Origin of the sequence: Cohnella sp. CFH 77786 (genome assembly GCF_019400745.1) — a bacterium.
In the GTDB taxonomy this organism is placed as follows: domain Bacteria; phylum Bacillota; class Bacilli; order Paenibacillales; family Paenibacillaceae; genus Cohnella.
The window spans coordinates 320839-346493 of record NZ_WJIB01000003.1 but is presented as its reverse complement, the minus strand read 5'-3'; the positions used below and the strand labels follow the sequence as shown (position 1 = coordinate 346493).

The window sequence follows — 25655 nt, the reverse complement described above, 5'->3', positions numbered from 1 at the left end:
ATCGATACTCCGCGCCATGCCGGCCCCGCCGTTAGGTCTCATATTCGATGAACGGATCGGAGATGACGATCGCGTGCGCTTCCGCGTCGCTGACGCCCGTGTACAAGCGGGCATTGCCGTCCTTCAAGCGAACAAGCCCTCCGCTGAACAGGACGTCACTCAGGTCGGGACGTTTGGCCGGGCCGTCCGGGAACATGCTCCGCTCCGCCAGCAGCTTCAGCGGTGAATGCCTGCGCGTCTCGGGATCGAAAGCGAACGCCATCGGATAATAGTGGCGGATGTTGTTGTTCTCCATGTACGCGACATGGCCGAGAACCCCTACCGTTCCGTTCGCGAGCAAGTGCGCTTCATTCGCGCCGCCCCATTCGTCAGGGAGGAATTGGTTGCGCAGCAGGTCGGCACCGTCGATCGCTTCCTCGGTGAGCTCCGAGAGGTCGCCGATTTCCGTGTAGCCGATCATCGCCCGGGCGCCGTCTACCATCATGGGTCTCGTGAAGACGCCGATCTTGCCGCTCCGGAGTTCAAGGAGGCGGATATCCTTCATCGTCAGCGGGCCTTTGGCGAACGGCCGAAGCTCGGATATGTTCCCGCCCCGGTAAAAGACGGTCCGCCAGGAGGTGACATAGTGGGGATCGTCGCCGTCGAAGTACACCTCGACGCCCCCGAAAACAAGCTCTCCCCGGATGAATGCGACGAACGGATCCTGCAAGGCAAATACCGGCGCTCCCGGCCGGGGAACCCATTCCTCTCCCCGCAAGGCGAAGAACATCACTTCCGCAGACTCGCTGCTGCGCTCCTCCACGCGTCCCGCGATCACCGTCTCCCCTTCGTCCATGAATGGCGCGCTGATATTGTATACGTCCCGGGTTCCCACGCCGGAGAAAACCAACTTCTCCCCGAAAGCCGAGGTCTTCTCCCGGCGAAATTCGCTCAGCAACGTTTCGCACGATTTCGCTTTTTCGGTAGATGCCAGCATGGGTGTCCTCCAGCTCCGATCCTGTCGTCTGCCTTCATCCATATTGTATTAACCGGACGGTGCGGTTTGAATTAATCGAAATGCCTATTTTGCGTACCTCGGCTTCAATCGTGCAGAAACAGGCTCAGCACCGCGTAGATCAGCGACGCCAGCACCGCTACGGCGGGAATCGTGATGATCCAGGTCATGACGATGCGTCCCGCGACGTTCCATTTGACGCTGTTGAATTTCTTGGCCGCTCCGACCCCCAGGATCGAGGAAGTGATGGCGTGCGTGGTGCTGACCGGAAAATGAGTCAACGTCGCCGTCAGAATAACCGACGCCGAGCTGAGATCGGCCGAAAATCCGTTGATCGGTTCGATTTTGAAAATTTTCGTCCCCATCGTCTTGATGATCTTCCAGCCTCCGACCGAAGTGCCCAAGGCCATCGCGAGGGCGGCGGAAATCTTCACCCACAAGGCGACTTCGAGATCGGACTGCAGGCCGGCCGCGATGAGCGCCATCGTGATGACGCCCATCGCCTTCTGGGCATCGTTCGTGCCGTGGGTGAACGCTTGGAAAGCGGCGGTCACCCACTGTCCCTTGCGGAACACTTTGTTGACCTGATGCGGGCTCGAATTGGCGAAAACGTGTTTCAGCAAAAACATGATGAGAAAGCCCAGCACGAACGCTATTATCGGGGAAAACACGAGGCCCATCACGATGCTCGAGAATCCGCCGTAATTGATGCCGTCCCAGCCTTCGGACGCGATCGCGGCCCCGGCAAGAGCCCCGATCAGGGCATGGGAGGAAGAAGACGGAAGCCCTCTCCACCAGGTGAGCAAATTCCAGGCGATCGCGGCCAGAAGCGTGGCGATGACGACGGTCAGCCCGTGCTCCAGCTTGAAGGGGTCGGTAACCTTCCCTCCGATCGTCTTGGCGACCCCCGTGAACATCAAGGCCCCGAGCAGGTTCATGAGGGATGCGAGAAGGATGGCCCGGCGCGGCGTCAGGGAACGCGTCGATACGGCCGTCGCGATCGCGTTGGCCGTATCGTGGAACCCGTTGATGAAGTCGAAGCTAAGCGCCAGAATGACGATAATGACAACCAGAACCGTTGTAAGATCCATATGGGTTTGATCCGTCCCTGCTTAAGTAATGTCAAGAATTCCGCATGATAATCGATTGGAGCGTATTGGCAACATGCTCGCACGAGTCGGTCGTTTCCTCAAGACGCTCGTACAGCTCCTTGTACTTCAGCAGTTCGATCGGATCCTTCACGTTTTGGAACAGATGCTTGACCCCTTGGCGCATCAGGGCGTCGCCCTCGTTCTCGAGCTCGTGCAGATTGACGCAGTGGGGCTGCATGGCGAGCAGCTTCTTCTGGGTCAACAGGTAGATGGCGGCTTTGATCTCGAGCGAGCAGCGGCGGAGGCAGTCCGCGAACTTCCGAATGTAGACGTCGGACTTGACAATGCCGTACATGTCGAAACGGGAGACGCAAGCTTCGATGCCGTCCAGCACGTCATCCAGCCGTTTGACCAGCTCCATGATGTCTTCGCGCTCGATGGGCGTGATAAACGTTTTGTTCAGCTCCGTAATGATCGTATGGGTGAACTCGTCGCCCTTGTGCTCGAAATCCTTCATCTCTTTCGTGAAATCCGCCAGATTCGGCAGCTCGCCGCTCACGGCGGCCTCGAAACGGTCGACGGTCGTAACGATCACGTCCGCCATTTGTTCCAGCGTTTTGAAAAAGATGTCTTTTTTCTTGAACACGAACAGCCCTTCTTTCCTAGGGGTCAATGGTGATTTGGCGCAATTTGCCTTCCTTATATTATCACAGTGTAAACGCGCTGGGTATAGCCTGTCCGGCCATCATTCGACAGTTTTTCCCCAAGCCCGCCGGTTCTCCGTAGCATTCCCATTTCGAGTTCGTTTGAATTTACCCGGACAACAAAAAAAGCCGCCTGAATCCGCGGAGGATCCGGCAGCCTTCTATTCCATGCGGTTGCTCAACCTTTGATCGCGCCTTCCGCCATGCCGGCCAGCACGCGTTTGTTGAAGACGGCGAACAGCACGATCGTGGGAATCGTCGCGATCATGACGGCGGCGAACATCGGCGCGTAGTCCGTCGTGTATAAATCGGAGAATCTCGTCAGCCCGACGGGCAGCGTGAATTTCCCCTGGTCCGTCAGGAAAATCAGCGCGAGCAGCAGCTCGTTCCATACGCCGACGAAGCTAAGGATGGTTACGGTCATGAGCGCGGACGACGAAATCGGCAGCACGATGCGCCAGAACACGCCGTACATCGAGCAGCCGTCCATGACCGCCGCTTCCATCATCTCGTTCGGAATCGCGGTCAAGAACCCGCACAGCACCAGGATCGCGGACGGCAAGCCGAACGCGATATAGATCAGGATGAGACCGAATTGGGAATCGACCAGATGCAGCTTGGTAAAATTGACGAACAGCGGAATCAGCGTCGCGTGAACCGGAACCATGAAGCCGATCAGCACATACAGCAGCGTCCATTTGGACGCCTTCCAGCGCAGCTTCGTGAGCGAGAAAGCGGCCATCGCGCTGAGCAACAGAACGACGGTCAGCGTCGCGGCCGTCATCAGCACGGAGTTGAACAGATAGGTGCTCACCTGTCCGGTCGTCCACGCGTTCGGATAATTGCTCCACATCCAGCGCGACGGCAGGCTCCACGGGTTCTCGAAAATTTGGGGCGTTTCTTTCAGCGAATTGAGCAAAAGCCAGAGCAAAGGGTAGATATAGGCCATCGCGCCGATTCCCAGAATGGCGTATATCGCCGCCGTACCGATTCGGACGCGGGCGTTCGAAGCTTGAGGCGTCGTCATGTCTCGCTCCCTCCCGTCAGTACTCCACTTCCGATTTCCGGAAGATCGCATGGATGATCATTGTCGCGGCCAGGCACATCGCCAGCAGCACGACGGCCAGCGCGTCGCCGTATCCGTACTCCAATTGGGAGAACGAGCGGCTGTACATGTGCAAGGCGAGCACGGTGGTGGAGTCGGCCGGCCCTCCCCGGGTCATGACGAACACGAGGTCAAAAAACTTGAGCGAGCCGATCGTAATCAGCACGGTACTGACTTTGATAATGGGACGCACGAGCGGAATCGTCATCGTACGGACGAGCCTCCACCCCACCGCGCCGTCGATCCGGGCGGACTCGAAGATTTCGCCGGGCACGTTCTGGATCGCCGCGACGTACAGAATCATCGTGTACCCGACATATTGCCAGGAGACGACGGTCGTGATCGCCCACATCGCGGTGGCCGGCTCGTACAGCCATTGATGCTGAAGCGAACCCAATCCGATCAAGCCCAAGAAGCCGTTAAGCAGTCCGATGCCCGGATCGTAAATGAACGTCCACAGCATGCCGACGGCCACGCTGCTGATGACGGCGGGGAAGAAGTAAACGTTTTTGAAAAACTCTTTGCCCTTGATTCGGCTCGTGATGAACACGGCCAGCATGAACCCGAGAACCTGTTGGAAAACGATGCTCGTGACCGTCAGGAACAGCATGTTCTTCACGCTGGTGACGAATACGTCGTCTTTCGTGAACATGCGGACGAAGTTGTCCAGGCCGACGTACTTCCGCGGACTGATCGCGTCCCAGCTGAAAAAGCTGTAGTAGATCGAGAACAGAATCGGCACGAACACGATGGCGGTATAGAACAAGAGGGCCGGGACCGTAAAGAACAGGATCGTCGTTTTTTTCCTCAGCAGCTTCTCCAAGCCTTCACCCCCCCCCCACATTCGTCCGGCGCCCCGCGAAAAAAGGAGGAGACGGGCTCCTCCTTCCGCGTTCGTCCGTGCGGTTACCCGCGGTTATCCTTCGTGTACTGCTCCAGCGCTTGGAACGCGTCCTCCACCTTCTTGCCGGCGAGTATCCCTTGGATCGTCTTGTTGTATTCGTCGCCGATCTTGGCCCCCAGACCGACGTCGTAGAAGATGAACATGCCCTTCATCGTGGACATCGCCTTCTGCAGGTCTTGGGAAATGGCCGGCACTTTCGCGGGATCGAGCTGGACGTTCGTCGCCGGGATTTCCCCCGCCTCGATCGCGATCCGCTGCTGGTATTTGTCGCTCGTGAACATTTTGAGGTAGTCTATGGCCGCGTCTTTATCTTTGGTGCTGGCGTTGATCGCCAGGTTATAGCTCGGCTGTCCGAGCCAGACGTCGATGTCGCCCTTGCCGCCCGGGAAGGTCGGAAACTTGGCGATGCCAACCGAATTCTTGACTTTCGAATCTTCCTTCACCATGTTGCCGATCGCCCAGCTGCCCATGACGAACATGGCGGCTTCGCCGTTTTTGAACATATTGTTGATCGCGTTGTTGTCGAGGCCGAGGAAGCCTTTCGGGAACGCGCCGAGGTCCTTGAGCTCGTTCAGCACTTTGCCCGTCTCGATGAACGAAGGATCCGTCCAAGAACCGCTTCCATCTAGAATTTTGTTGAACGGCTCGTCTCCGCCGATCCGATTGGCGATCATCTCGCTGAACAGGGCGCTCGTCCAGGCGTCCTTGGAGCCGAAGGCGAACGGGGTGACGCCGTTGTCCTTCAGCACCTTGACGACGTTCTTCAGGTCGTCATAGGTTTGCGGAGGCTGGAGGTTGTATTTCGCGAATATGTCCTTGTTGTAGAAAAGCGGCACGGCCGCGAACGAAGTCGGCACCGCATAGATCTTGCCGCCTTGGGTGAGCAGGTTAAACGCGCCGGACGTGAAGCTGTTTTTCCAATCCGGCTCCGCGTCCAGGATACCGGTCAGATCCATCAGCCGGCCCGCGTCGCTGTACGTCTTCAATTTCCCGGCTCCGTGCAGCGGAAACACGTCGGGGCCGCTGTTCGCCGCGAGCGAAGCGTTCAGTTTCGGGTAGTAGACGTCGCTGCCCGGCAGATGCTGGGAAGTGAGCGTCGCCTTGGCGTCCGGTTTGGCATTGTACTCGGCGATCATGTCTTCCATGATCTTGAATTGCGCGCTGTCCGACGTCTGCCAATCGTAGACGAGCAGCTTGGACTTCTCTTTGGCGCCGCTGGGCTCCGGGCTTGCGGACGCACCGGCGGACGGGCTGGCCGACTGGGTTGCCGGCGGGCTTGCCGCTCCTTCGTCGTTGTTGCTCCTGCCTCCGCATGCGCTCAGCAAGGCAAGCAGCATCGCGGCGACCGTGAGCAGGACGGTCCACTTTCTCGTTTTCAAGCGAATCCCCCCATCGGAAATGTTCCTGCTCTTTCATCGTAAAGTCGCTTCCGGCATTTCACGATGGGACGATTCCGACTTCGCGGTCGAAATTTCCGACTTCTTCGGAAGCGTGAGCCGGACGGCGGTTCCCGCTCCCGTCGAGCTGTCGATCGTAAGACCGTATTCGGCTCCGTAGTGCAGGCGGATGCGTCGATGCACGTTGGTCAGCCCGATGCCGTGCGCGTCATCCTCAGACACCGTTTCAAGGGAAGCGCGAATTTCGGCCAGCCGGCGGGGTTCGATGCCGAGCCCGTCGTCGCGCACCGTGATCTTGAGCGTTTCTCCGGACAACTCCGCTTGGATTTCGATCGTCCCTCTCCCCATTTTCGTCTCCATCCCGTGCACCATCGCGTTCTCCACGAGCGGCTGCAAAATGAAACGCGGAACGGCGGCCCCCAGCACTTCCCCGGCGATTTCGAACCGGACCTCGATTTTGTCGTCGTAGCGGTATTTTTGAATGTACAGGTAGTTCTTCAAATTCGCGAGCTCGCGCTCGAACGGAACGAACTCCTTGCCTTTGATTCCTTCCCTCATCAAATCCCCGAGCGCTTTCGACAGCTTGCCGACCTCCGGAGCGCCCTGAATGCGGGCGACCCAGTTGATCGTCTCCAGCGTGTTGAACAGGAAGTGGGGGTTGATCTGGAACATGAGGTACTTCAGCTGCGTCCTCTGCTTCAGCAGCTCTTCCTGGTACACCTGGTGGATCAGATAGCGGATGCGGCCGATCATCCGGTTGAAGTTGCGGGACAGGATGCCGATTTCGCTGCGGGAACGGTAATCGGATTGCACGTCCCAGTTGTCCCGTTCGACGCTCTTCATCATCGCGGACAAACGCCGGATCGGTTTGGAAATGTTGTTCGACAGCAAGTACGAGAGAATCAGGGCAAGGGCGGAAACGGCGGCGAACACGGCGATCATCCAGTTGCGCAGCAGAAGCGACAGGCTGGAATATTGCGCGGCCGGGATGACGCTGACGAGCTTCCAGTCGGTATCCCCGATCTCGTGGAAGGAGACGATCTGTTCCCTCCCGTCCGCTTGGGCGGAGAAATTCCCGGAGGAACCGGAGGCCGTCCGGACCGGGTCCAGATAGGGCGCCTCCAGTCGCGTGCCGATCCGCGATTTGTCCCGATGGGAAATGATTTGCCCGCCGCCGTCGACCATAAACAGCTCCCCCTGGTCGTGCAGCTTGATCCGGCTGTAGATCGCAAGCAGCGCGTCCTCCTTGAATCCGAGCACGAAGTAGCCGCTTTTCCGAAGCGTGTCTGTATCGTAAATGGAGCTCGCCGCTGCCACCACGGACCGCTCGTTCTCCGGCCGGAACCAGACGAGGTTCCCTTTGTTGCGCTCGATCCGGTCCCATTCCTTCCGGGTCAAGGGCACGTACATCGGGTATTCTCCCGCCTGGAACAGGAACTTCTTGTCCAAAGCGTAGACGTTCACCGCCTGCACGTCCTCCCGGTCCAGCACGTAGCTCTGCAGGATGCTGAACGTCTTGTACGAAGCGGAGAAATATTCGCCTTCCGACATGAGTCCTTTGTTGGCCCGGGACAAGTTCGTCCGGATGAGCTCGTTCGTGAAAATGGAGTAGTAGAGGCTGTCGATTTCCCTTAGCGTGAGCTCGATATTCCGGCTGACCTCCGACAGCAGATCGGCGGTATAATCATTCGTCCTCTCCTGCAGGAGAGAGCTCGACTTCTGGTACGTCAGCGCGCCGATCGCGGCGAGCGGCAGCATGTTGAGCAGCAGGAAGGCGGCGAACAGCTTGTTGCGGATTTTGAGATCGGCGACGGACCGGCGGACGGATGACCACAGGCGGGACAGCATCAGGCTTCTTCCGCTTCCGATTCCGTTTCCGGCTGACCGGCGAACAGCCTTTTGCGGAAATCGCCCGGCGTCACTCCGTAACGTTTTTTGAACAATTGCCCGAAATAACGCGTGTCGCGGATGCCTACCTTTTCCGAAATCTCGTATACTTTAACCCGGCGGTCGGCGAGCAGCTCCACCGCTTTCTGCATGCGGATGCGGGCGAGCGTGTTCGAGAAATGGTCGCCGGTTTCCCGTTTGAACATGCGGCTCAAATAATCGGGATGGAAGTGGTACTTCCTCGCCATCTGCTCGATCGTGATCTCGGACGCGTACTGCTCGGCCATGTCGGCCAAGATGTCCTGGACGACTCCGTGCGGCGCCGCTTCCTCCGGTTCGGGCACGAGCTTGTTCTGCAGCGCCAGCGAGATTTCCTTGAGCTGTCCCCGGAGACCCTCCTCCGCTCGCTTCCGCTCCCGCTCCTCCTCGATCCGCTTTTTGGCATTCCGGCACGTTTCCAGGATTTCGTCGGGATCGGTAGGCTTCAGAACGAAGCCGAGCGCTCCCAGCTTGATCGCCTGCAGCGCGTACTCCATATGGTGGTAGGCCGTGATGAAAATGACCTTGAGGCCGGGTTTCTCCCGGTGGGCGGCTTCCATCAGCGCCAGGCCGTCCAGGCCGGGCATCCGGATGTCGGTCAGCAGCAGGTCCGGCTCGGCGCTGCGGACGAGCTCCAGCGCTTCCAGCCCGTTCTCCGCGACGCCGGCGACCGCGAACCCTTCCTTCTCCCAAGCGAGCTGGGACAGGCCCATCCTCGTCATCGTCTCGTCATCTGCGATTACCATTCGGATCATGAGGGGACGGCTCCTTTCTTCGTTGGGGTTCGGTCTTTGAAAGCGGTTAGCCGGCGGGGTCGTACCGAAATCCGGAGAAATAGGCCGGGGTCGCGCTTGGTTGGCCGTTGCCGGAAGCGTACATGCCGATGCAGACGCCGGTGAAGCCGCCGTTGCGTTCGGGCGACAACGCGGACGCGGGCAGCCTTGCCGGCAATTCCCGCCAGTTCCGCCCGTCCGGGGAGTAGGAGAATCCGTACGCCGCGGCATCCGACCGGACGGACAGATAGCAGGCTTCCTCCGGGGCGGCGTCGTACAAGGCGCTGAAATCGGTTGGTCCATCCCGATACGTCAGGCTGATCCGCGGGACTCCGTCATCCGTCCGTTTGATGCCGAAGACGCAGAAGCCGTTGTGGTTGAGACGAGCCGCCAAGCCGGCCTCTTCTCCTTGCGCCTGCGGAATGAAATCGAGCCGGCAGGAGAAGGCCATGGACCGGTGCTTCTGGCGAAGGCAGGCGAACACGGCGGGCCCGCCGTTGTCGGCCAGCGTATAGACGTTCCCGGTGACGGCGAGCCACCCCGGGCGGTCCGTCCAGGAGAACCGGCTTTCGTCGTAGTCCCGAAGGAAGCTCCAGTTGGCGTCGAAGCCCGAGCCCAGCCGGTATGCATTGCCGGGCGGGAGGACCGGCGCCTCGTGGGACGGAGTGCCCGGAAGTCTCGCGACGGTCATGAGCGGCCGGACAATCCCTTCGTCGTCGTCGATGTACGGCCAACCGTCCTCCGTCCACCGCACGGGGGCCAAGAACGTCTCCCGGCCCAGCACCGAGAACCCGCCTTCCGTCGGCCGCGTGCCCAGGAACACCGCCCACCAGTCTCCGTTCCCATCCTGGAATAAATCCGCATGGCCCAGGCATTGGAACGGATGATCGCGGAGTCCGCTGTGCGTAAGGATCGGCTCCGGACGCGGCTCGAACGGGCCGTACGGGTTCGCGCTTCTCGCCGCGATCTCCCGATGGCCGAATCCGGTGCCGCCCGACGCGCAGAGCAAATAATACATCCCGCGGATTTTGTACAGGTGCGGCCCTTCCGTCCATGGACCTTCGTCGCCTTCGAAAATGACCTTCGGCTCCGTCAACGCTTCTCCCGTCTCAGGGTCGATTTCGTACTGGATGATGTGAGACTCGTACTCCCACCCGTTCTGCGCGGTGACGTACACCCGGCCGTCATCGTCGAACAGCAGGGACGGATCGATGTTTCCGTACGGCAGCTTGACGGGATCGGACCACGGCCCCGCCGGGTCGGACGCGCGGACGAAGAAGTTGCCTCTGCCCCTGACGTCGGTTGTGATCAAATAGAATAGACCGCCGTGGTAACGCAAGGTCGGCGCGTAAATGCCGTCCGAGCTTCCCCGGTTCCGAAAGTCGACCTGCGAGCGCCGGGTCAGCGCGTGGCCGATCGGCTCCCAGCTTACCAGATCGGTGCTGCGGAAAATCGGGACGCCCGGAAAATACTCGAACGAGCTCGTTGCGAGATAGAACGTGTCCCCGGCGCGCGCTACGGTAGGATCGGGGTAAAAGCCGGGAATGACGGGATTCCGGTATGTGGCCATGGATCTGCTCCTTTTCGCGATGAACTTAGGATCGTCCGTTATATGTGCTATTGCACCGCTGCATCGTTTGATCGTCGCCAGTGACACTCGCTGTTTCGTTGCACCGTTGCGTCGTTGTGCCGCTTGATCGGCGCCAGTGGCACTCGCTGCTTCGTTGCACCGTTGCGTCGTTGTGCCGCTTGATCGCCGCCAGTGACACTCGCTGCTTCGTTGCACCGTTGCGTCGTTTGAGGCCGCGCACTCCGGAAGCCGGCCGACGGCAGCCAGCCATGCCAAGGACGGGGCCAGACTCATCCGTATGAGGATGCCGTCCGCTCTGCTGTAGCGCCATCCTTCTTCATCTGTCACATACGACTGATCGCTGCCCGTGACACCCGCTGCACCGTTTGATCGCTGCCCGTGACACCCGCTGAACCGTTTGATCGCTGCCCGTGACACTCGCTGCACCGTTTGATCGCTGCCCCACTCGGTGATCGTCGCACCGTTGCGGCCGTGTGATCGTCTCAAGTTCCCGGGTACTAACTGCGAAAATACATTTAGAATACCGTCTAACCGCCCCATTTTGAATACTAAGAACCGAAATACATTTAACCACCTGCATTTCGAACAAAAATCCGGGTTTTCGCAAAAATTAACGGTATTCTGGCTCTTAGTCGCTCAAAAACAGGCAGTTTCCGAAAAAATAAGTGTATTTTTGCGCTTAGCAGCAGGGCAAAGTGTCTGCGGTCTTGGCGGTCTTGGCGGTCTTGGCCTGCCCGTTAACGAACGAGAGGCACCCCGAAGGATGCCTGCTCCAACAAAACAATGGTCCGTTTAATGCTTTACCAGACGTACAACGCCGAAGGTGGAAGGATTCATATAAGCCTGGCCGGTCGGGTCGCTCCACGTCATGACGCTCGTGCGGCTTCCGCCGCCGGTTCCGTCGTCGTTGACCTGAAGGTCGAAGCCGATCAGCGTATCCTTCTGCATGGCGATGCCCGAGACCGGAATGGAGGCTTCCACCCAATAGCCGTCCGCCGTCAGCTTCACGCGGCTGACGAACCCTTCTCGGGGCGTCGTATCGCCGAAGCTGACCGCATTGTTGAAATTGACCCGGTACTGGCCGTCTCCCTCTTCGTAGCTGTCGGATTTATGGTTGTCGGGATCGAGGAAAATCTCCACGGAGTCCTGCTCCCACACGTTAGGGCTCTTGTCGCTGAGCACCGGATCCGTCACTTTGGCCGAGACGTAGAGATGGCCTGCATCCCACATCACCTTCACCTTGGCGGTCGCGCCGCCCGTCCCTTGCACCTGCGTGCCGGTGACAAGTTCCTTCGCCCGGCTCCATGCCGCTTCGTCGAACGAGCCGATGACCGGCGTTCCTCGGGCCGCGTCCGCAACCTTCATCGGATCCCGCAGCGTCAGCGCTCCCCAATTGTCCGGAACGGGAGGCTCGGCGTTCGTCCGGTCGTTCCAGCTGATGACCGCTCCGATGCCCGACGCGTCCACCACCCGAAGATCGAACCGGACCTGCGAACCCGCCGCAGCCGCTTCGGCCCATGGAATCCGGGCTTCGACCCGGTAGCCGCCCTCGCGTTCCTTGGTCTTGTAATCGACGTCGGCCGCACGCGATTCTTTGCGCGTCAGCGGATAGCTTCCCGCCGCCGCGGAGCCTTGCTTCACATAGACCGTAACCGTATCCGAGCGGTCTTCGCTGGCATCCGTCACATCCGCCCAGACGTAGAGGTAACGGTCATCCCACATCGTTTTGAACTCCGCCTGCAAACCGCCTCCGCCGTCCGTGATCGCGACCGGCTTCAGCACGTCCCACGCCAATTCGGATTTGCCGTCCACCTTCGCAGCGCCTCGATGCGAATCCGCCTTCTGCATGAGGACGGGGATTTTCGATGGATCGACGATCGCCCAATACGCGTACTTCGCCTGAAGACGTTTGTCGAACAGCAGCGGCCAGTTGTTGCGTATGACCGGGAACGAGGTGAGCCAGGTGTGCCCGTCGTCCTTGCCCCACAGCGTAACGCTGTTTACCAGGTTTTTGCGTTTCTTCAGAATCTCGAAAATCGCCTGGTACCGGTACGCCTGCTCGAGCTCCATTTCCTTGGTGAACGTGTCGTACCGCTGACCGTCGTTCGTGTAGACGCTCATGTCCATTTCCGTGACCTGCTGCTGAACGCCGAGATCCGCGAACTTCAGGATCGCTTGGTCGAGGTTGCCGACCGGCGGAGACTGGATGCTGATGTGGAACTGGTGTCCGACTCCGTCCACCGGGACTCCCCTGGCTTTCAACCGTTTGACCAGGTCGTACAGCGCCTGCGCCTTCACCGGGTTTTCGGTGCCGTAGTCGTTGATGAACAGCTTCGCATCCGGATCGGCTTCCCTGGCGAATTGGAACGCCTTATCGATGTACGCTTCCCCGGCGATTTGATACCAAGGGCTGCGACGCAGACCGTCCGGCTGCGAGGCGTCGATGACCTCGTTCACCACGTCCCACGCGTACATCTTGCCCTTGAAATGGCCGACCACCGTCTTGATATGACGCTCCATGCGGGCGAACAGCACATCCTTGCTGACCAGCTGGCCGCTATCGTCATAGAACACCCAGTTCGGGGTTTGGCTGTGCCACACGAGCGTATGGCCGCGGACTTGAATTCCGTTATCCAGCGCGAACTGAACCGCTTCATCGGCGCCTTCGAGCCGGAATTCTCCTTCCCTCGGCTCCGTGCTGTCCCATTTGATGATGTTGCCCGGCGTCACGGAGTTGAAGTGCTTCGCCATCAGCTCCTCGTTCGGTCCGTCGTCGAGCTCGTCATTCGTGAACGCGGTGCCGATGAGGAAATCGTCCGCGAATACGTCCTTCAAAGAAGGAATGTCCTTCTGGATTTCGATCGGCGGTTCCTCCGCCAGCTTCGTCATCGATACGTCGTCGACGTAGAAATCGATGCCGGCGTGTTCCGATTCGAAATACAGCGACAGCTTGTCGACTAGAGCGGAATAAGCGTAATCGCCTTCGATTCGCACCCACTGGCCGGCCGTGACCGACTCGAACGATATTCCCTGGTAGTTCTCGGAAGCGCCTTTGCTCGTCTGCATCGTCATCTTGATCGTTTCGCTCCCGGCCGCGGACACGAGCTTCGCCCAGGCGGTAAACCGATAGGTAGAGCCTACGTTCAGCAAACCGGTCACGTCCTTGGAGGCTCCCATGTAGAAGGCTCCGTCCCGGTTTGCGACTTTTAAGCTATGCGTCCCGCCGTGCGCGGCATCGGCCGTGACGGTCACCGATTCCGGTCCGATTCTGGGCTGCCAGCCTTGCGTCGTCCCGTCTTCGAAATCGTTCGCGAAATCGGTATCCCCGGGCGGAGTCAGCTGCGGCGCAAAGGAGACATCGTCGATGGAAAACGACAAAGACGCGTCCGGAGATTCGAAGTAGATTTGCACGTAATCCAAATTGGGCGGCAACGTGTACGTTCCCTTGATTTCGGTCCACTCGCCGGCCTTGACCGTCGTTCCGTGCACCAATGCCGAGTAGTCGTGCGTCTGGCTCCCGGCAACCTGCGACTCGAGCGTGACGTTCACGACCGCGTCCGGATGGCCGTCCTCCAGCTTCACCCACGCGCTGAAATCGTAGGCGCCGCTCCGGGAAGCCAGGAATGTCGCATTAAACCCCGGCCCCATCCAGCTCTGCGTTCGGCCGGTCGATTTCAGGCTGTACGTCCCGCCATGGGCGCCGCCCGCAACGACCGATACCGTATCCCCGCGGCCGAACCAGCCTTGCGCCGTCCCGTCCTCGAAATCCGAGACGACGGCGGTATCCGCCGCCGCCGCTTGCCGCTCAGGCGCGACGAAGGGCAGCAGCATTCCGAATGCAAGTAAACACATCCATCCTTTTTTCACCCGTTTGCCTAGCTTCATGCAAGTTCCCTCCGATTCGTAAGGTTGGGACCGGAGTCAACCGGCAAAACCGGAGACGCCGGTGATTGCGAAGTGTAGGTTGTCTTAGGTGATCGAAAAGGCCGGTATGTCTATGGTGTCAGATGAAAACTCGCTACTCTTTCACGCTGCCCAGCTGCGCTCCGGATACGAAATGCCGCTGCAGGAACGGATAGACGACAAGAATCGGAACGGACGCGACCATCGTGATGGCCGCCCGGATCGACAGCGGGGTAATCATGGTTGCAGCGTCGCGGGCCGCGGACGATGAAATGTTCGGATTCGAGTTGGAGTTCGTTGCCGAAGACAGCAGCTTGATCAGCTCGTATTGGAGCGTGCTCAGGTTTTGCTTGGATGAAGCGTACAGGAACGTATCGAACCATGTGTTCCACTGACCGACGGCGGTGAACAGGGCGATCGTCGCCAGCACCGGCGCGCAAAGCGGGAGAACGATGCTGAGGAAGATGCGGAAATCCCCCGCGCCGTCGATCTTGGCCGATTCCACCAGACTTTCCGGCAGCGTATGAATGTACGTGCGGACGACGAGCATGTTAAACGCGCTGACGAGTCCGGCCGCTCCGCCGGGGAACAGGATGTACACGAGGAACGTGTTCAGCAGGTTCAGGTCTTTGACCAGGAAATACGAAGGAATGAGACCGGCGTGAAAATACATCGTCAGCACGAACGCGATCGTAATGATCTTGCGGAACATGTATTCCTTGCGGCTGAGCGTATACGCGAGCATGGCGGTCAGGAACACGCTGAACACAGTTCCGACCAATGTCCGCGCCACGGATACCCAGAACGCGTGAAACACATGCCCGGATACGAATACGGCCTCGTAGTTCTTGAGCGTCCAAATCCGCGGCAACAAGTAGATTCCGCCCCGGGTCGTGTCCGTCCCCGCGTTGAAGGAAACGGCCAGCGTGTTGAGAAACGGATACAGCGTCACGACCGCGATAAGCAGCATGATGGCGTAGTTGAAGGCATGGAACAGAAGCGGCTCCGTTTCGAACCGTTTTTTGGCAGTAAGCATGCGGAGCCCCCCTTAGATCAACCGTTCTTCGCCCAGACGTTTGGCGATCGTATTGGCCGCGAACAGCAGCACGATGCTGACGACGGTTTTGAAAATGCCCGCCGCGACGCCCAGCGAATAGTTCCCGATTTTAAGCCCGTATTTCAGCACGAAAATATCGATCGTCTCCGACCAATCCGAGACCTGTCCGTTGCCGAGGAAATATTGGATCTCGAAACCTCCGCCGTTGAGAATCCAGCCGATGTTCAAGATGAGCAAGATCACGATAACCGGCTTGATGCCGGGAAGCGTAATATGGAGCATTTTGCGGTATCGGCTCGCGCCGTCCATTTCCGCCGCTTCGTACAGGGAAGGATCGATCGAAGCGATCGCAGCCAGATAAATAATGGCATTCCATCCGACCTCTTTCCACACGTTCGAGGCGCCGACGATGCCCCAGAAGTATTTGCCTTCGCCGAGCCACAGGATCGGCTCTTCGATCAGATGCAGCTTGAGCAGAACGATGTTCACGATGCCGTCCTCGGTCGAGAGGGACGTGGCGACAAGGCCCGTCACGACGACCCAGGACAGGAAATGGGGCAAATACGATATCGTCTGGATCGTCCGCTTGATCCCCGATTTCTTGATCTCGTTCAGCAAAATCGCGAAACCGATCGCCGTCACGAAGCCGAGCACCAAGCTGATCACGCTCATGCCCAGCGTATTCCGCAGCACCCGCAGGAACGCATCGTCCTCGAACAGGAAACGGAACTGATCCAGCCCGACCCATTCCTGATTCAGGATTGAGAAACCCGGCCGGAAATGCTGAAACGCCATCAGCCAACCCCAAATCGGCGCGTAAGCGAACAAGAGGATATAAAAAAGCATCGGAAACGACATGAAAATAAGCTGCCGCTGGCGGACCATCCGGTTCCAGAACGTTCCGGTCCGCCGTGCGGGCTGAGGTGCGACTTCTTTGGTTTGGACCGTGCTCTGCATCGGTTCCGCCTCCTAGCCGGTACGAGCGGAAAGCCGGAATGAATCCCGCGCCTTCCGCTCCTTTTTCTTATCTTATTTGCTCCAGTTCTCCTGGCGCCATTTCAAGATCTCGTTAACCCGGTCCAAATACGCTTTGGTATCCACTTTGCCCATCTGCTCTCCGTATTCGGCCCATACTTTGTCGAAGTCGCCCGGCTTGCTTAAGATCGCCTTCGGCAAGTATTTGAACGCGAGATCCTTCATCTTCTGGTTCGCTACCTTGGCCGGGGAGCCTTCGACGAGGTCGATGCTCCAAGCGGGGTAGGAGATCCGGTTTTCCGGCGGCACCGAGAAGAAATCGGTCCAGAGCTTGTAACCGTATGCGCCCAGCACTTCCTGGTCGATCGGCTTCAGGTTCGCGAAGAACTCGTCCGGCTGGTTGCCCGGGCCGTCCGCGTTGCCGTCCGGATATTTGCCCTCCAGCTTCGGCAGAAATCTGAACAAAGCTTCCGCTTTATTCGCTTGCTTCCAGGTGACGTCCTCCTGCTGCTTCCGCTGTTCCGGCGTTCTGGAGTACAGTCCGTTCGCGCCGACTTGATAGTCGACTCCTTCCTCGCCCCAGGAAAACAGCTTCTGCCACTTCGGATCCATAAGCGTATCCAGGAACTTGATGATCTTGACCGGGTCCTTGGCGTTCACCGTAATGCCGAAACCGTTATTCAGATTCAGCACGGGACGATCCACGTAATAATCCCGAATGCTCGGGTCATACACCAGAGGAATGCCGACGTATGCCCTCTCCGGCTTGCCTTGCGAGATCAAGGAATCTTCGCCCTGCTGGAAGTTCCAGCGCTGGTCGAACATGCCAAGCACGCGGCCGCTGGCGATCTTGGCCAAATACTGGTCGAAGTTCTGCGCGAAGGCTTCACGGTCCATCAAGCCCTTCGCGTTGATTTCGTTCAGTTTCTTATAGTAAGGCTTCGCGATATCCGTCGCTTCGAAGAGGGACGCCACGTTCGTATTCGGATCGACGACGACGCCGCCGTCGTTCGGATGGCCCGACAGATGCTCCGGGGCGTTCCGCAGCGGCCAGTCGCGCCAATCGTAGGCCAGCGTCGTGAAACCGATCGTCGGCTGTCCGTCGATTTCCGGATACTTGGCCTTGTAATCCTCGATCAGCTTGAAATATTCGTCCAACGTCTTGAATTTCGGATAGCCGAATTCCTTGAGCACCGCTTTCTGGATGAAGAAAGCCGGCCCGTAATGCTGCGTGGTCTTGAATTCCCCTTGATACACGCCGTAGTTGGGCATCCAATAAATATGGCCGTCGTTCGGATCCTTCATCTGGTTCCAAACCTTCTCGTAATGCTTCTTGAGGTTGGGAGCGTTCTTCTCGATCAAATCCTCCAGCGGGATAACCGCCTTGGCCGCCACCAGCTTCGTGTTCGCGGTGATCAGGTCCGGGTAGTCGCCGCCGGCGATCATGACGCCCAGCTTCTGCTCCGCGTCGCCGACGAGGTACTCTTCCTTCAGCGTAACGCCGAGCTCGTCCTTGATTTTCTTGTAAATCCGGTTGTTTTCCGTCGGGATCGGACCCGGGTCTTGCATGAAGATGGAAATCTCGAACGGTTCGGGCCCCGCGGATGCGGAACCGCTTTCAGACGGTGACGACGAATTGGCTTGCGGCGATGCCGAAGGGCTTCCGCTTCCTTCCGCGTTTTCTTTCTTGGAACAACCAGACGCGATAATGCTGAATGCGAAGACCAGCATGAGCAGCCCGTAGGCCGCTTTTCTTGCACGTACCCCCATTTGGAATCCTCCTTGACGGTTTTGAAGCAAGATGGCGCGCTTTCATCTTGTCACTCTTACGATAGCGTCCAAGTGTATGCGGTTACAATTCACAGATTAAACCGTTATCCCCCCGAAAAATCGGAAGCGTCTTCAACTCCGTCCGATGCGTTCACTTTGCCGCTGCCCGGTATTCCGCCGGCTTCAGGCCGGTGCGCTTCTCGAAATGGTGCAGGAAATGGTTGTATTGCGCATAGCCGACACGCGAGGCGATGTCCCCCGTTTGACGGTTCGTTTCCCGCAGCAGCCGGCAGGCCTCTTCGATTCGCAAATCGTGGATCCGGTCCAGCATGCCGCGGCCGAATTTCTCCTGGTAGGCTTTGCCCAAATAAACGGGATTCACGTAAAACCGCGCCGCCACCTGCTTGATCGTCAAGCTGTCGCGGTAAAACTCGCGGAGAAACCGGTCCACTTCCGAAAGCAGGCCGCCCGGCTTCCGGTCCCTTCCCGCCCTTACCGCTTCGATGGTCAGCTCGGCGAAAGCGATCAGGCCCTCAGGCCCGCCCGCGGACGAACCCGGACCGCGTCCCAGTCCCGACGGATCTCCGCCCAGCACCTGTACCAGCTTTACGCATTGAATGGCAAGATGGTCGGCGATCAGCCCCGACCATGCCGGCGACCTGCTGCCGAGCTCGGCAAACAAGCCGCGGAGCCGCTCCGCCGCATGCGTCCGGTCCAAGCTCTCGATCGCTTCCAGGATGCCGTTCACCTCGCGGATGGCCCAGGCGGGCAGCTCGTCTTCGGCTTCGCGGGCTTCCCATTCCGCTTCCCCCCCTGCCGCGCCCGAACGGCGCGACTCCAGCCGGCTGCGAACCTCGCCGAGCACTTCGGCCGCCTCCTCACCGATGATCGGCTTGAGCAGGTAATGCCGCACTCCGAGCTGCAGCGCCCTCTTGGCATAGGCAAACTCGCCGTATGCGCTGAGCACGACGATTTCCGGAGCCGAGTCCGATTCCGCGCGAAGACGGCCGATCAAGTCCAGACCGTCCATGCCCGGCATGCGGATATCCGTCACGACGACGTCCGGCGCCTTTACCCGGATCGTCTCCAGCGCCTCCTCCCCGTTCTCGCAAGTCCCGCACACGCGGAACCCCAGCCGCTCCCAATCGACGAACAGCTGGAGCCCTTCGATCGCCCGAGGCTCGTCATCCACGAGCAGCACCGAGTACATGGTCCGCCCTCCCTTGCTCTGTCGGCATAGCCGGAATTCGAAAGCTGATTCTCGTTCCTTCATCTGCTTTACTGTCGATATACAGATCGACGCGGTCCCCGTAATGGAGCCGAAGCCGCTTGTAGACGTTGCGCAGCCCGATATTCTCGTCGGAATCGAGCCTGCCGTTCATTTGGCCGCGGATTTCATCCAGCCGCTGCGCGTCGATCCCCTTGCCGTTGTCTGCGACCAGGATGAACAGATACGCTTCCGCCTTCTTCGCCTCGATCCGGATATGCCGCTGTCCCTTGACGGACTGGAGTCCATGCTTGCACGCGTTCTCCACGAGGGGCTGGATGCACATTTTCGGAACCATGCAAGCGGCGGCGCCTTCGTCGATTTCGAACGTATAGTCGAAACGGTCCGCGAACCGGAACTTCTCGATTTTGAGGTACATTTCCGTAAAATGGAGCTCGTCCGCAAGCGCGACCGCGTCGTCGGACCAGCTGAGCATTCGCCTGAGCAGAAGCGACAGGTTTTTGACGAGATCCGTCGCTTCCGTATACCCGTTTTTGGCGCAGACGACCAGAAGGGCGTTCAGCGTGTTGAACAGGAAATGGGGGTTCATCTGGCTCTGCAGCAGCTTCAATTCCGCGCGGATTTGCTCCAGCTGCATGTCTTTCTGCTGAATCTCGAGCTTGTATACGTCGTTGATGAGGGCCTCGATGGTGACGGTCATCCGGTTGAAGCTGCGGATTAAGCCGCCGATCTCGTCCTTGCCTTCGGGGAGCTGGATGAGATCGAATTTCTCGTTCTTGGCTTTGTCCATGTGGCGGGACAGCCGTTTGATCCGGTAGTTGTACGACCGCAAAATGATGAAGATGAGCGAAGTCGGCACCAACGTGCTGATGATGGCCAGCGTCCATATCCACCTTTCCGAATTTTGAATCGCCTCTTGGTAGATCGACTCGTCAGCCGTTCCGGCGATTTTCCAGCCCTGGATGTAAGAAGCGGTGCCCAGGCGGCTCTCGAACGTCAAGCCGGAATGGCCGTCCTCGAGCTGGCTCGGCGCAGTCTTCAGGGCAAACGGGGAAGTCGACGGGAAGAGCAGGCGTCCTTCCGGACCCAGCACCTGCAGCTCCATGTACGGCTTCTCCTGGCTTAGGATTTCGTCCATGCTCGACACCTTGATGTCGATTTTCAAATATTTCGCGTAACGGCCGTAGCTCGGATATTCGTTCAGCTTGCGGAGGATGCTGAAATACGTTTTCGGGTTGCTCGTATTGATCGGATCGACGCCCGGGTAGACCAACACGTGTACTCCGGAACCCGATGCCTCGGCCGCTTTGTACCAGGGGCTCGCTTTGGCCGCGTCATCCAGCATGAAGTAGTTGCCTCCGCTCACGATCGAGCCGTTCCCCGTATACACGGAGATATTCTCGACGTAAGGATACGCGGTCATGAAAGGCTTCATTTTATCTCTCAGGACGTTATTGAAGCTTTCGTAGAAATCGACGAGATCCGGGTAATCCCGGTCCAGCGCCTCGTAGAGCGACCGGTCGTTCGCCACGGAATGGCTCAGCGTCACGCCTCCCAGGATGATGTCCATCGCTTTCTTGGAGGCCCTGTCGAGCGTCATCCGCATGCTGTTCTCTTCGCGGGTCTGGATATTGGACGAGACTTGCTGGAAGAACAGGACGTTGATCGTGAGAATCGGCAGCAGCACGCACAACAAATAGATCAGCGCGAACTTCCAGGTCAGAGGGATATCGTTCACGAAGCCCAGCCAGCCGCGTGGTTTGCGCATAACGGACGCCTCCGTAGGTTCAGCTTTTTTTGTATTGGGAAGGGGACACGTTCATGAACTGCCTGAATTTCGCCGTAAACAGCTCGGGATCCGCATACCCGACTGCCCGCGCGATGTCGGCGATTTTCAGGTCCGTTCTCCGGAGCAGCTTGCGCGCCTCTTCGATGCGGGTTCGATGCACATAATCGAGAAAGGACATGCCGATGTGCTTCTTGAACAGCTGCCCCAGGTAGGCGGGCTGAAAATGGAGCGCCTTGGCGACATCCTGCAGCTTCAGCGGCTCGTGATAGCGGCGGCGGACGTACCGCGCGGCTTCTCCGGCCGGTCCCGCCTTGGCGCGCTGCGCCGCAAGCCGGTCGGCCGCTTCCCGGCACAGGTCCGCGAGCTGCCGCTCCCACGCTTCCTCGTCGGTCGGAAAGAACGGCAGCTCTTGGGCGGCTTCGAAGCCGGTTATGGTCATCTCTTCCCCCGTCTCCCCGGCGCTTGTTTTCCAGGCCAACTCCAGCAGGAAATGGGTCAGATAGGATTTGCGCCATGCGGGGTCGGCGAACGAACGCCTGACGATTGTTGCGAGAAGCTCCGCGCCTTGAACGATCCGTTCCCCTTCGCCCGATTCGATCGCCAGAAACAGGCCATCCTCCGCGGCGCATAACTCTTCGCTGATTCCCGTTACGGGAAACTCCCGCTCCGGCTGCGGGCTCGGATTCGGCTGCGGCAAGGTTACGGGCGGTTGGCAGCGCTCCTCGCTCCACTGCTCGCGCAGCTTGCGCAAGGTTTCATGAATCTCATCCGTATCGATCGGCTTCAGCCAATAATTGACGACGCCATATCGCAGCGCTTGATGCGCGAAGGAGAACTCCTCGTGCCCGCTCAAGATCACGAAACGGCTGCGGACCCGGGGATCGGCCGCGCATCGTTCGAGGAGCTGCAGCCCGTCCAGGATCGGCATCCGGATATCGGTAACGACCAGATCGGGATCCAGCTCCGCGATCCGCTCCAGCGCCTCTTCGCCGTCGCAGGCTTCGCCGCAGACGCGGAACCCGTGTCCCTGCCAATCCACCATGAATTTCAGGCCTTCGAGCACGAGCGGCTCGTCGTCTACCAGGAGCACGGTAAACACCACGGAACCTCCCTTCCGAATGTCAGCTTCATTATAGCTTAATGTATCCGCTTACACATCGCAGTGAACAAATTTAACCTTTTACCCCCTCAAATTATGGATTTGCCGTCGAAGCCTGAAGGGCGCATGGGGGAACCGCGAAACGCCGTTATCGCGAGTTCGCCGCAGAATAGTGGCTGTGCGCCGCTAGTTCGCCGCTTTCCCTCGTGTACCCGCCCAATAGTGTCTGTGCGCCGCAAGTTCGCCGCTTTCCTCGTGTACCCGCCGAATAGTGTCTGTGCGCCGCAAGTTCGCCGCTTTCCTCGTGTACCCGCCGAATAGTGTCTGTGCGCCGCTATTTCGCCGCTTTCCCTCGTGTACCCGCCGAATAGTGGCTGTGCGCCACTATTTCGCTGGTTTCCCTCGTGTACCTTCCGAATAGTGTCTGTGCGCCGCTATTTCGCCGCTTTCCCTCGTGTACCCGCCGATTAGTGGCTGTGCGCCGCTATTTCGCCGCTTTCCTCGTGTACCCGCCGATTAGTGGCTGTGCGCCGCTATTTCGCCGCTTTCCCTCGTGTACCCGCCGAATAGTGCCTGTGCGCCGCTAGTTCGCCGCTTTCCCTCGTGTACCCGCCGATTAGTGGCTGTGCGCCGTTAGTTCGCCGCTTTCCCTCGTGTACCCGCCGATTAGTGGCTGTGCGCCGCTATTTCGCCGCTTTCCCTCGTGTACCCGCCGATTAGTGGCTGTGCGCCACTATTTCGCTGGTTTCCCTCGCGTACCCGCCGAATAGTGTCTGTGCGCCGCTATTTCGACGCTTTCCCTCGTGTACCCGCCGAATAGTGGCTGTGCGCCACTATTTCGCTGGTTTCCCTCGTGTACCCGCCGATTAGTGGCTGTGCGCCGTTAGTTCGCCGCTTTCCCTCGTGTACCCGCCGATTAGTGGCTGTGCGCCGCTATTTCGCCGCTTTCCCTCGTGTACCCGCCGAATAGTGCCTGTGCGCCGCTATTTCGCCGCTTTCCCTCGTGCACCCGCTGGATAGTGTCTGTGCGTCGTTATTTTCGCGGTTATCGGTCATGATGCAAATAAGCACCCCTTGCTAACAAGGGGCGCAGAGCGTCATCCATATGCTTCAACCAGAATCGCGTCGCCTTGGGCCGCACCGCTGCAGATGGCCGCGATCCCGAGCCCGCCGCCGCGGCGGCGAAGTTCGTACACCAGAGTCATCAAGATCCGGGCGCCGCTCGCCCCAATCGGATGCCCGAACGCAATCGCTCCACCGTTTACATTGACGCGCTCGGGGTCCCACTCGACGATTTTACCGCTGACGAGCGCCACCGAAGCGAAGGCTTCATTGACCTCGAACAAATCGATATCCGCGGCGGCATATCCCGTCTTCCGAAGGAGCTTGTTGATCGCCAGGCCCGGCGTGTCGGCAATATCGGGTGCTTCCCGTCCGACCTCCGCAAACCCGACAATCGCGGCCAACGGCTTCTTGCCGAGCTCGGCCGCCTTCTCTTCCGTCATCAGCACCATCGCTCCGGCTCCGTCGCCTACTCCCGGCGCATTCCCGGCCGTGACGGTGCCTGCGGGTTCGAACGCGGGAGGAAGCGCTGCCAGTAGCTCCAAGCTCGTGTCCCGGCGCGGACCTTCGTCGGCTTCCACCATGGTCTTCGGCACCCGTCGCGGACCTTCGTCGGCTTCCACCATGGTCTTCGGCCCCCGGCGCGGTCCTTGGTCGGCTTCCACCATGGTCTTCGGCCCCCGTTGCCCGGCAGCCGCGACGGGTACGACTTCGTCCTTGAACTTGCCTTCCTCCCATGCGGCGACCGCCCGCCTATGGCTGCGCAGCGCCCATTCATCCTGAGCCTCCCGCGAGATGCCGTGCTCTTCCGCCGCCCTGCTCCCGTACAGCCCCATAGGGACTTGGCCGAAAGCGCAGATCAGCCCGTCGCGCAGCATCAAATCCACAGCCGCGGCGTCCCCCATCCGGGTCCCCCAACGCAGGTTCGGGACCGCGTACGGAATGCGGCTCATGCTTTCCATGCCGCCGGCAACCACGATCTCCGCGTCCCCGGCGCGGATGATCTGGTCGCCGAGCGTAACCGCCCGCAGTCCGGACGCGCACACTTTGTTGACCGTTTCCGTCCGGACCTCCCAGGGAAGTCCCGCTTTCCGCGCGGCTTGCCGGGAAGGGATTTGCCCCGAGCCGGCCTGCACGACCATGCCCATGATGACCTCGTCCACCTGTTCGCCCCGAACGCCGGCGCGATCCACGGCTTCCTTGATCGCGATGCCGCCCAGATCGGCGGCCTCAAGCTCTTTCAAAGCGCCGCCGAATTTGCCGAACGGTGTTCGGGCCGCGCTGACGATCACCGTCCTGCCCATCGCCGCCTCTCCTCTCCCCGCGATTCACGCCCCACCCCTCGCGAAGAACATTACCCCTCCGGAGGCCATTCCGTTTTCGCGATTTTCCCGTCCAAAGCTTCGTAATCGGAATACCGGATCGCCTCGTACAGTTCTTGGCGGGTTTGCATTTCCTGCAAGGAGCCGAGCTGCGTCCCGGTGTTCTTGATTTCGGCGAATACCCGTTCATAGGCTTTGGCGGCAACCCGGAGGGAAGTGACGGGGTAGAGGACCATGTTGTAGCCCCAGGCTTCGAACTGATCCGCCGTATAATAAGGCGTTCTTCCGAATTCGGTCATGTTGGCGAGCAGAGGCCCCGCGACACAAGCGCGAAAACGCCGGAATTCCTCTTCGCCCTCCAACGCCTCCGGGAAAATGCCGTCCGCCCCGGCGGCAAGATAGAAGCGCGCCCGGTCGATCGCCGCCTCCATCCCTTCCACGCTCCTCGCGTCGGTACGAGCAAGAACGAACAGGGTGGGGCAAATTTCCTTGATCGTACGGATTTTTTGCGCCAATTCTTCGGGGGATACGAGCTTTTTGCCGTTCAAATGCCCGCATTTTTTCGGCAGCTCCTGGTCCTCGATTTGCACCGCGGCCACCCGGGCCTCCGCCATTTCCTTGGCCGTTCGGGCCGCGTTCAGCACGCCGCCGAAGCCGGTATCGATATCGACGAGCAGCGGAAGACCCGAGGCGCGCACCAGTTCGCGGGCACGGTCGGCCACTTCATTGGAATAGAGCATCCCCAAATCCGGCAGTCCCCGGCTTGCCGCGTAAGCGGCTCCGGACAGATAGATCGCTTGAAACCCGCATCGCTTCGCCAATCTCGCGGCCAATCCGTCGTGCGTGCCGGGAATTTGGACGACCGGTCCCGCGGTAACGAGGGTTCGGAAGGCTTCGGCCAACGTAGGTTGATCGGGTCCCTCTTCCATAAGCCATACCACGCCGTCATGACCTCCGTATTCGAA

Annotated in this window: 18 protein-coding genes; all 18 read right to left on the bottom strand. The window is 59.4% G+C overall.

All coding sequences use genetic code 11. From position 1 onward, the window contains the following. Positions 1 to 31: 31 nt before the first annotated feature. Entirely contained in the window at positions 32 to 976 is a 945-nt protein-coding gene (locus GE107_RS06675; protein ID WP_219638888.1) for a DUF1861 family protein, read from the bottom strand. A gap of 104 nt (positions 977 to 1080) precedes the next feature. After that, positions 1081 to 2085: an inorganic phosphate transporter gene (locus GE107_RS06670; RefSeq protein ID WP_219638887.1), complete on the bottom strand. Its 1005-nt coding sequence runs from the start codon at positions 2083 to 2085 to the stop codon at positions 1081 to 1083. A gap of 31 nt (positions 2086 to 2116) precedes the next feature. Continuing rightward, entirely contained in the window at positions 2117 to 2731 is a 615-nt protein-coding gene (locus tag GE107_RS06665) for a DUF47 domain-containing protein (protein ID WP_219638886.1), read from the bottom strand. Positions 2732 to 2967: 236 nt separating this feature from the next. Next, complete coding sequence (locus GE107_RS06660) at positions 2968 to 3816, bottom strand: carbohydrate ABC transporter permease (RefSeq protein ID WP_219638885.1); 849 nt, start codon at positions 3814 to 3816, stop codon at positions 2968 to 2970. A gap of 16 nt (positions 3817 to 3832) precedes the next feature. Then, positions 3833 to 4717 carry a carbohydrate ABC transporter permease gene (locus tag GE107_RS06655; protein WP_219638884.1) on the bottom strand — a complete coding sequence of 295 codons (885 nt, stop codon included), beginning with the start codon at positions 4715 to 4717 and terminating at the stop codon, positions 3833 to 3835. Positions 4718 to 4800: 83 nt separating this feature from the next. Further along, a complete protein-coding gene (locus tag GE107_RS06650) occupies positions 4801 to 6177 on the bottom strand; it encodes an ABC transporter substrate-binding protein (RefSeq protein ID WP_219638883.1) in 1377 nt (458 codons plus the stop codon). A gap of 33 nt (positions 6178 to 6210) precedes the next feature. Further along, positions 6211 to 8043, bottom strand: coding sequence for a sensor histidine kinase (locus GE107_RS06645; protein ID WP_219638882.1), 1833 nt, complete (start codon positions 8041 to 8043; stop codon positions 6211 to 6213). Then, positions 8043 to 8876, bottom strand: coding sequence for a response regulator transcription factor (locus tag GE107_RS06640; RefSeq protein WP_219638881.1), 834 nt, complete (start codon positions 8874 to 8876; stop codon positions 8043 to 8045). The genes GE107_RS06645 and GE107_RS06640 overlap by 1 nt, the downstream gene beginning before the upstream one ends. A gap of 46 nt (positions 8877 to 8922) precedes the next feature. Beyond that, complete coding sequence (locus GE107_RS06635; RefSeq protein WP_219638880.1) at positions 8923 to 10464, bottom strand: glycoside hydrolase family 43 protein; 1542 nt, start codon at positions 10462 to 10464, stop codon at positions 8923 to 8925. A gap of 813 nt (positions 10465 to 11277) precedes the next feature. Next, on the bottom strand, positions 11278 to 14370 hold the full coding sequence (locus tag GE107_RS06630; protein WP_219638879.1) for an endo-1,4-beta-xylanase: 3093 nt from the start codon (positions 14368 to 14370) through the stop codon (positions 11278 to 11280). 133 nt (positions 14371 to 14503) lie between these two features. Next, complete coding sequence (locus GE107_RS06625; protein WP_219638878.1) at positions 14504 to 15424, bottom strand: carbohydrate ABC transporter permease; 921 nt, start codon at positions 15422 to 15424, stop codon at positions 14504 to 14506. 12 nt (positions 15425 to 15436) lie between these two features. Continuing rightward, on the bottom strand, positions 15437 to 16402 hold the full coding sequence (locus GE107_RS06620; protein ID WP_219638877.1) for an ABC transporter permease: 966 nt from the start codon (positions 16400 to 16402) through the stop codon (positions 15437 to 15439). Between the two features lie 72 nt (positions 16403 to 16474). After that, positions 16475 to 18190 carry an ABC transporter substrate-binding protein gene (locus tag GE107_RS06615; RefSeq protein WP_219638876.1) on the bottom strand — a complete coding sequence of 572 codons (1716 nt, stop codon included), beginning with the start codon at positions 18188 to 18190 and terminating at the stop codon, positions 16475 to 16477. 151 nt (positions 18191 to 18341) lie between these two features. Then, positions 18342 to 19400 carry a response regulator gene (locus GE107_RS06610; protein WP_219638875.1) on the bottom strand — a complete coding sequence of 353 codons (1059 nt, stop codon included), beginning with the start codon at positions 19398 to 19400 and terminating at the stop codon, positions 18342 to 18344. Next, positions 19375 to 21186 (bottom strand): cache domain-containing sensor histidine kinase, encoded by a 1812-nt coding sequence (locus GE107_RS06605; protein WP_219638874.1) that lies wholly within the window; start codon positions 21184 to 21186, stop codon positions 19375 to 19377. The genes GE107_RS06610 and GE107_RS06605 overlap by 26 nt, the downstream gene beginning before the upstream one ends. Positions 21187 to 21205: 19 nt before the next feature. Beyond that, a complete protein-coding gene (locus tag GE107_RS06600; RefSeq protein WP_219638873.1) occupies positions 21206 to 22306 on the bottom strand; it encodes a helix-turn-helix domain-containing protein in 1101 nt (366 codons plus the stop codon). 1097 nt (positions 22307 to 23403) lie between these two features. Then, a complete protein-coding gene (locus tag GE107_RS06595; RefSeq protein WP_219638872.1) occupies positions 23404 to 24672 on the bottom strand; it encodes an acetyl-CoA C-acyltransferase in 1269 nt (422 codons plus the stop codon). Positions 24673 to 24722: 50 nt separating this feature from the next. Beyond that, positions 24723 to 25631 carry a methylisocitrate lyase gene (gene prpB / locus GE107_RS06590; RefSeq protein WP_219638871.1) on the bottom strand — a complete coding sequence of 303 codons (909 nt, stop codon included), beginning with the start codon at positions 25629 to 25631 and terminating at the stop codon, positions 24723 to 24725. Positions 25632 to 25655 lie beyond the last annotated feature (24 nt).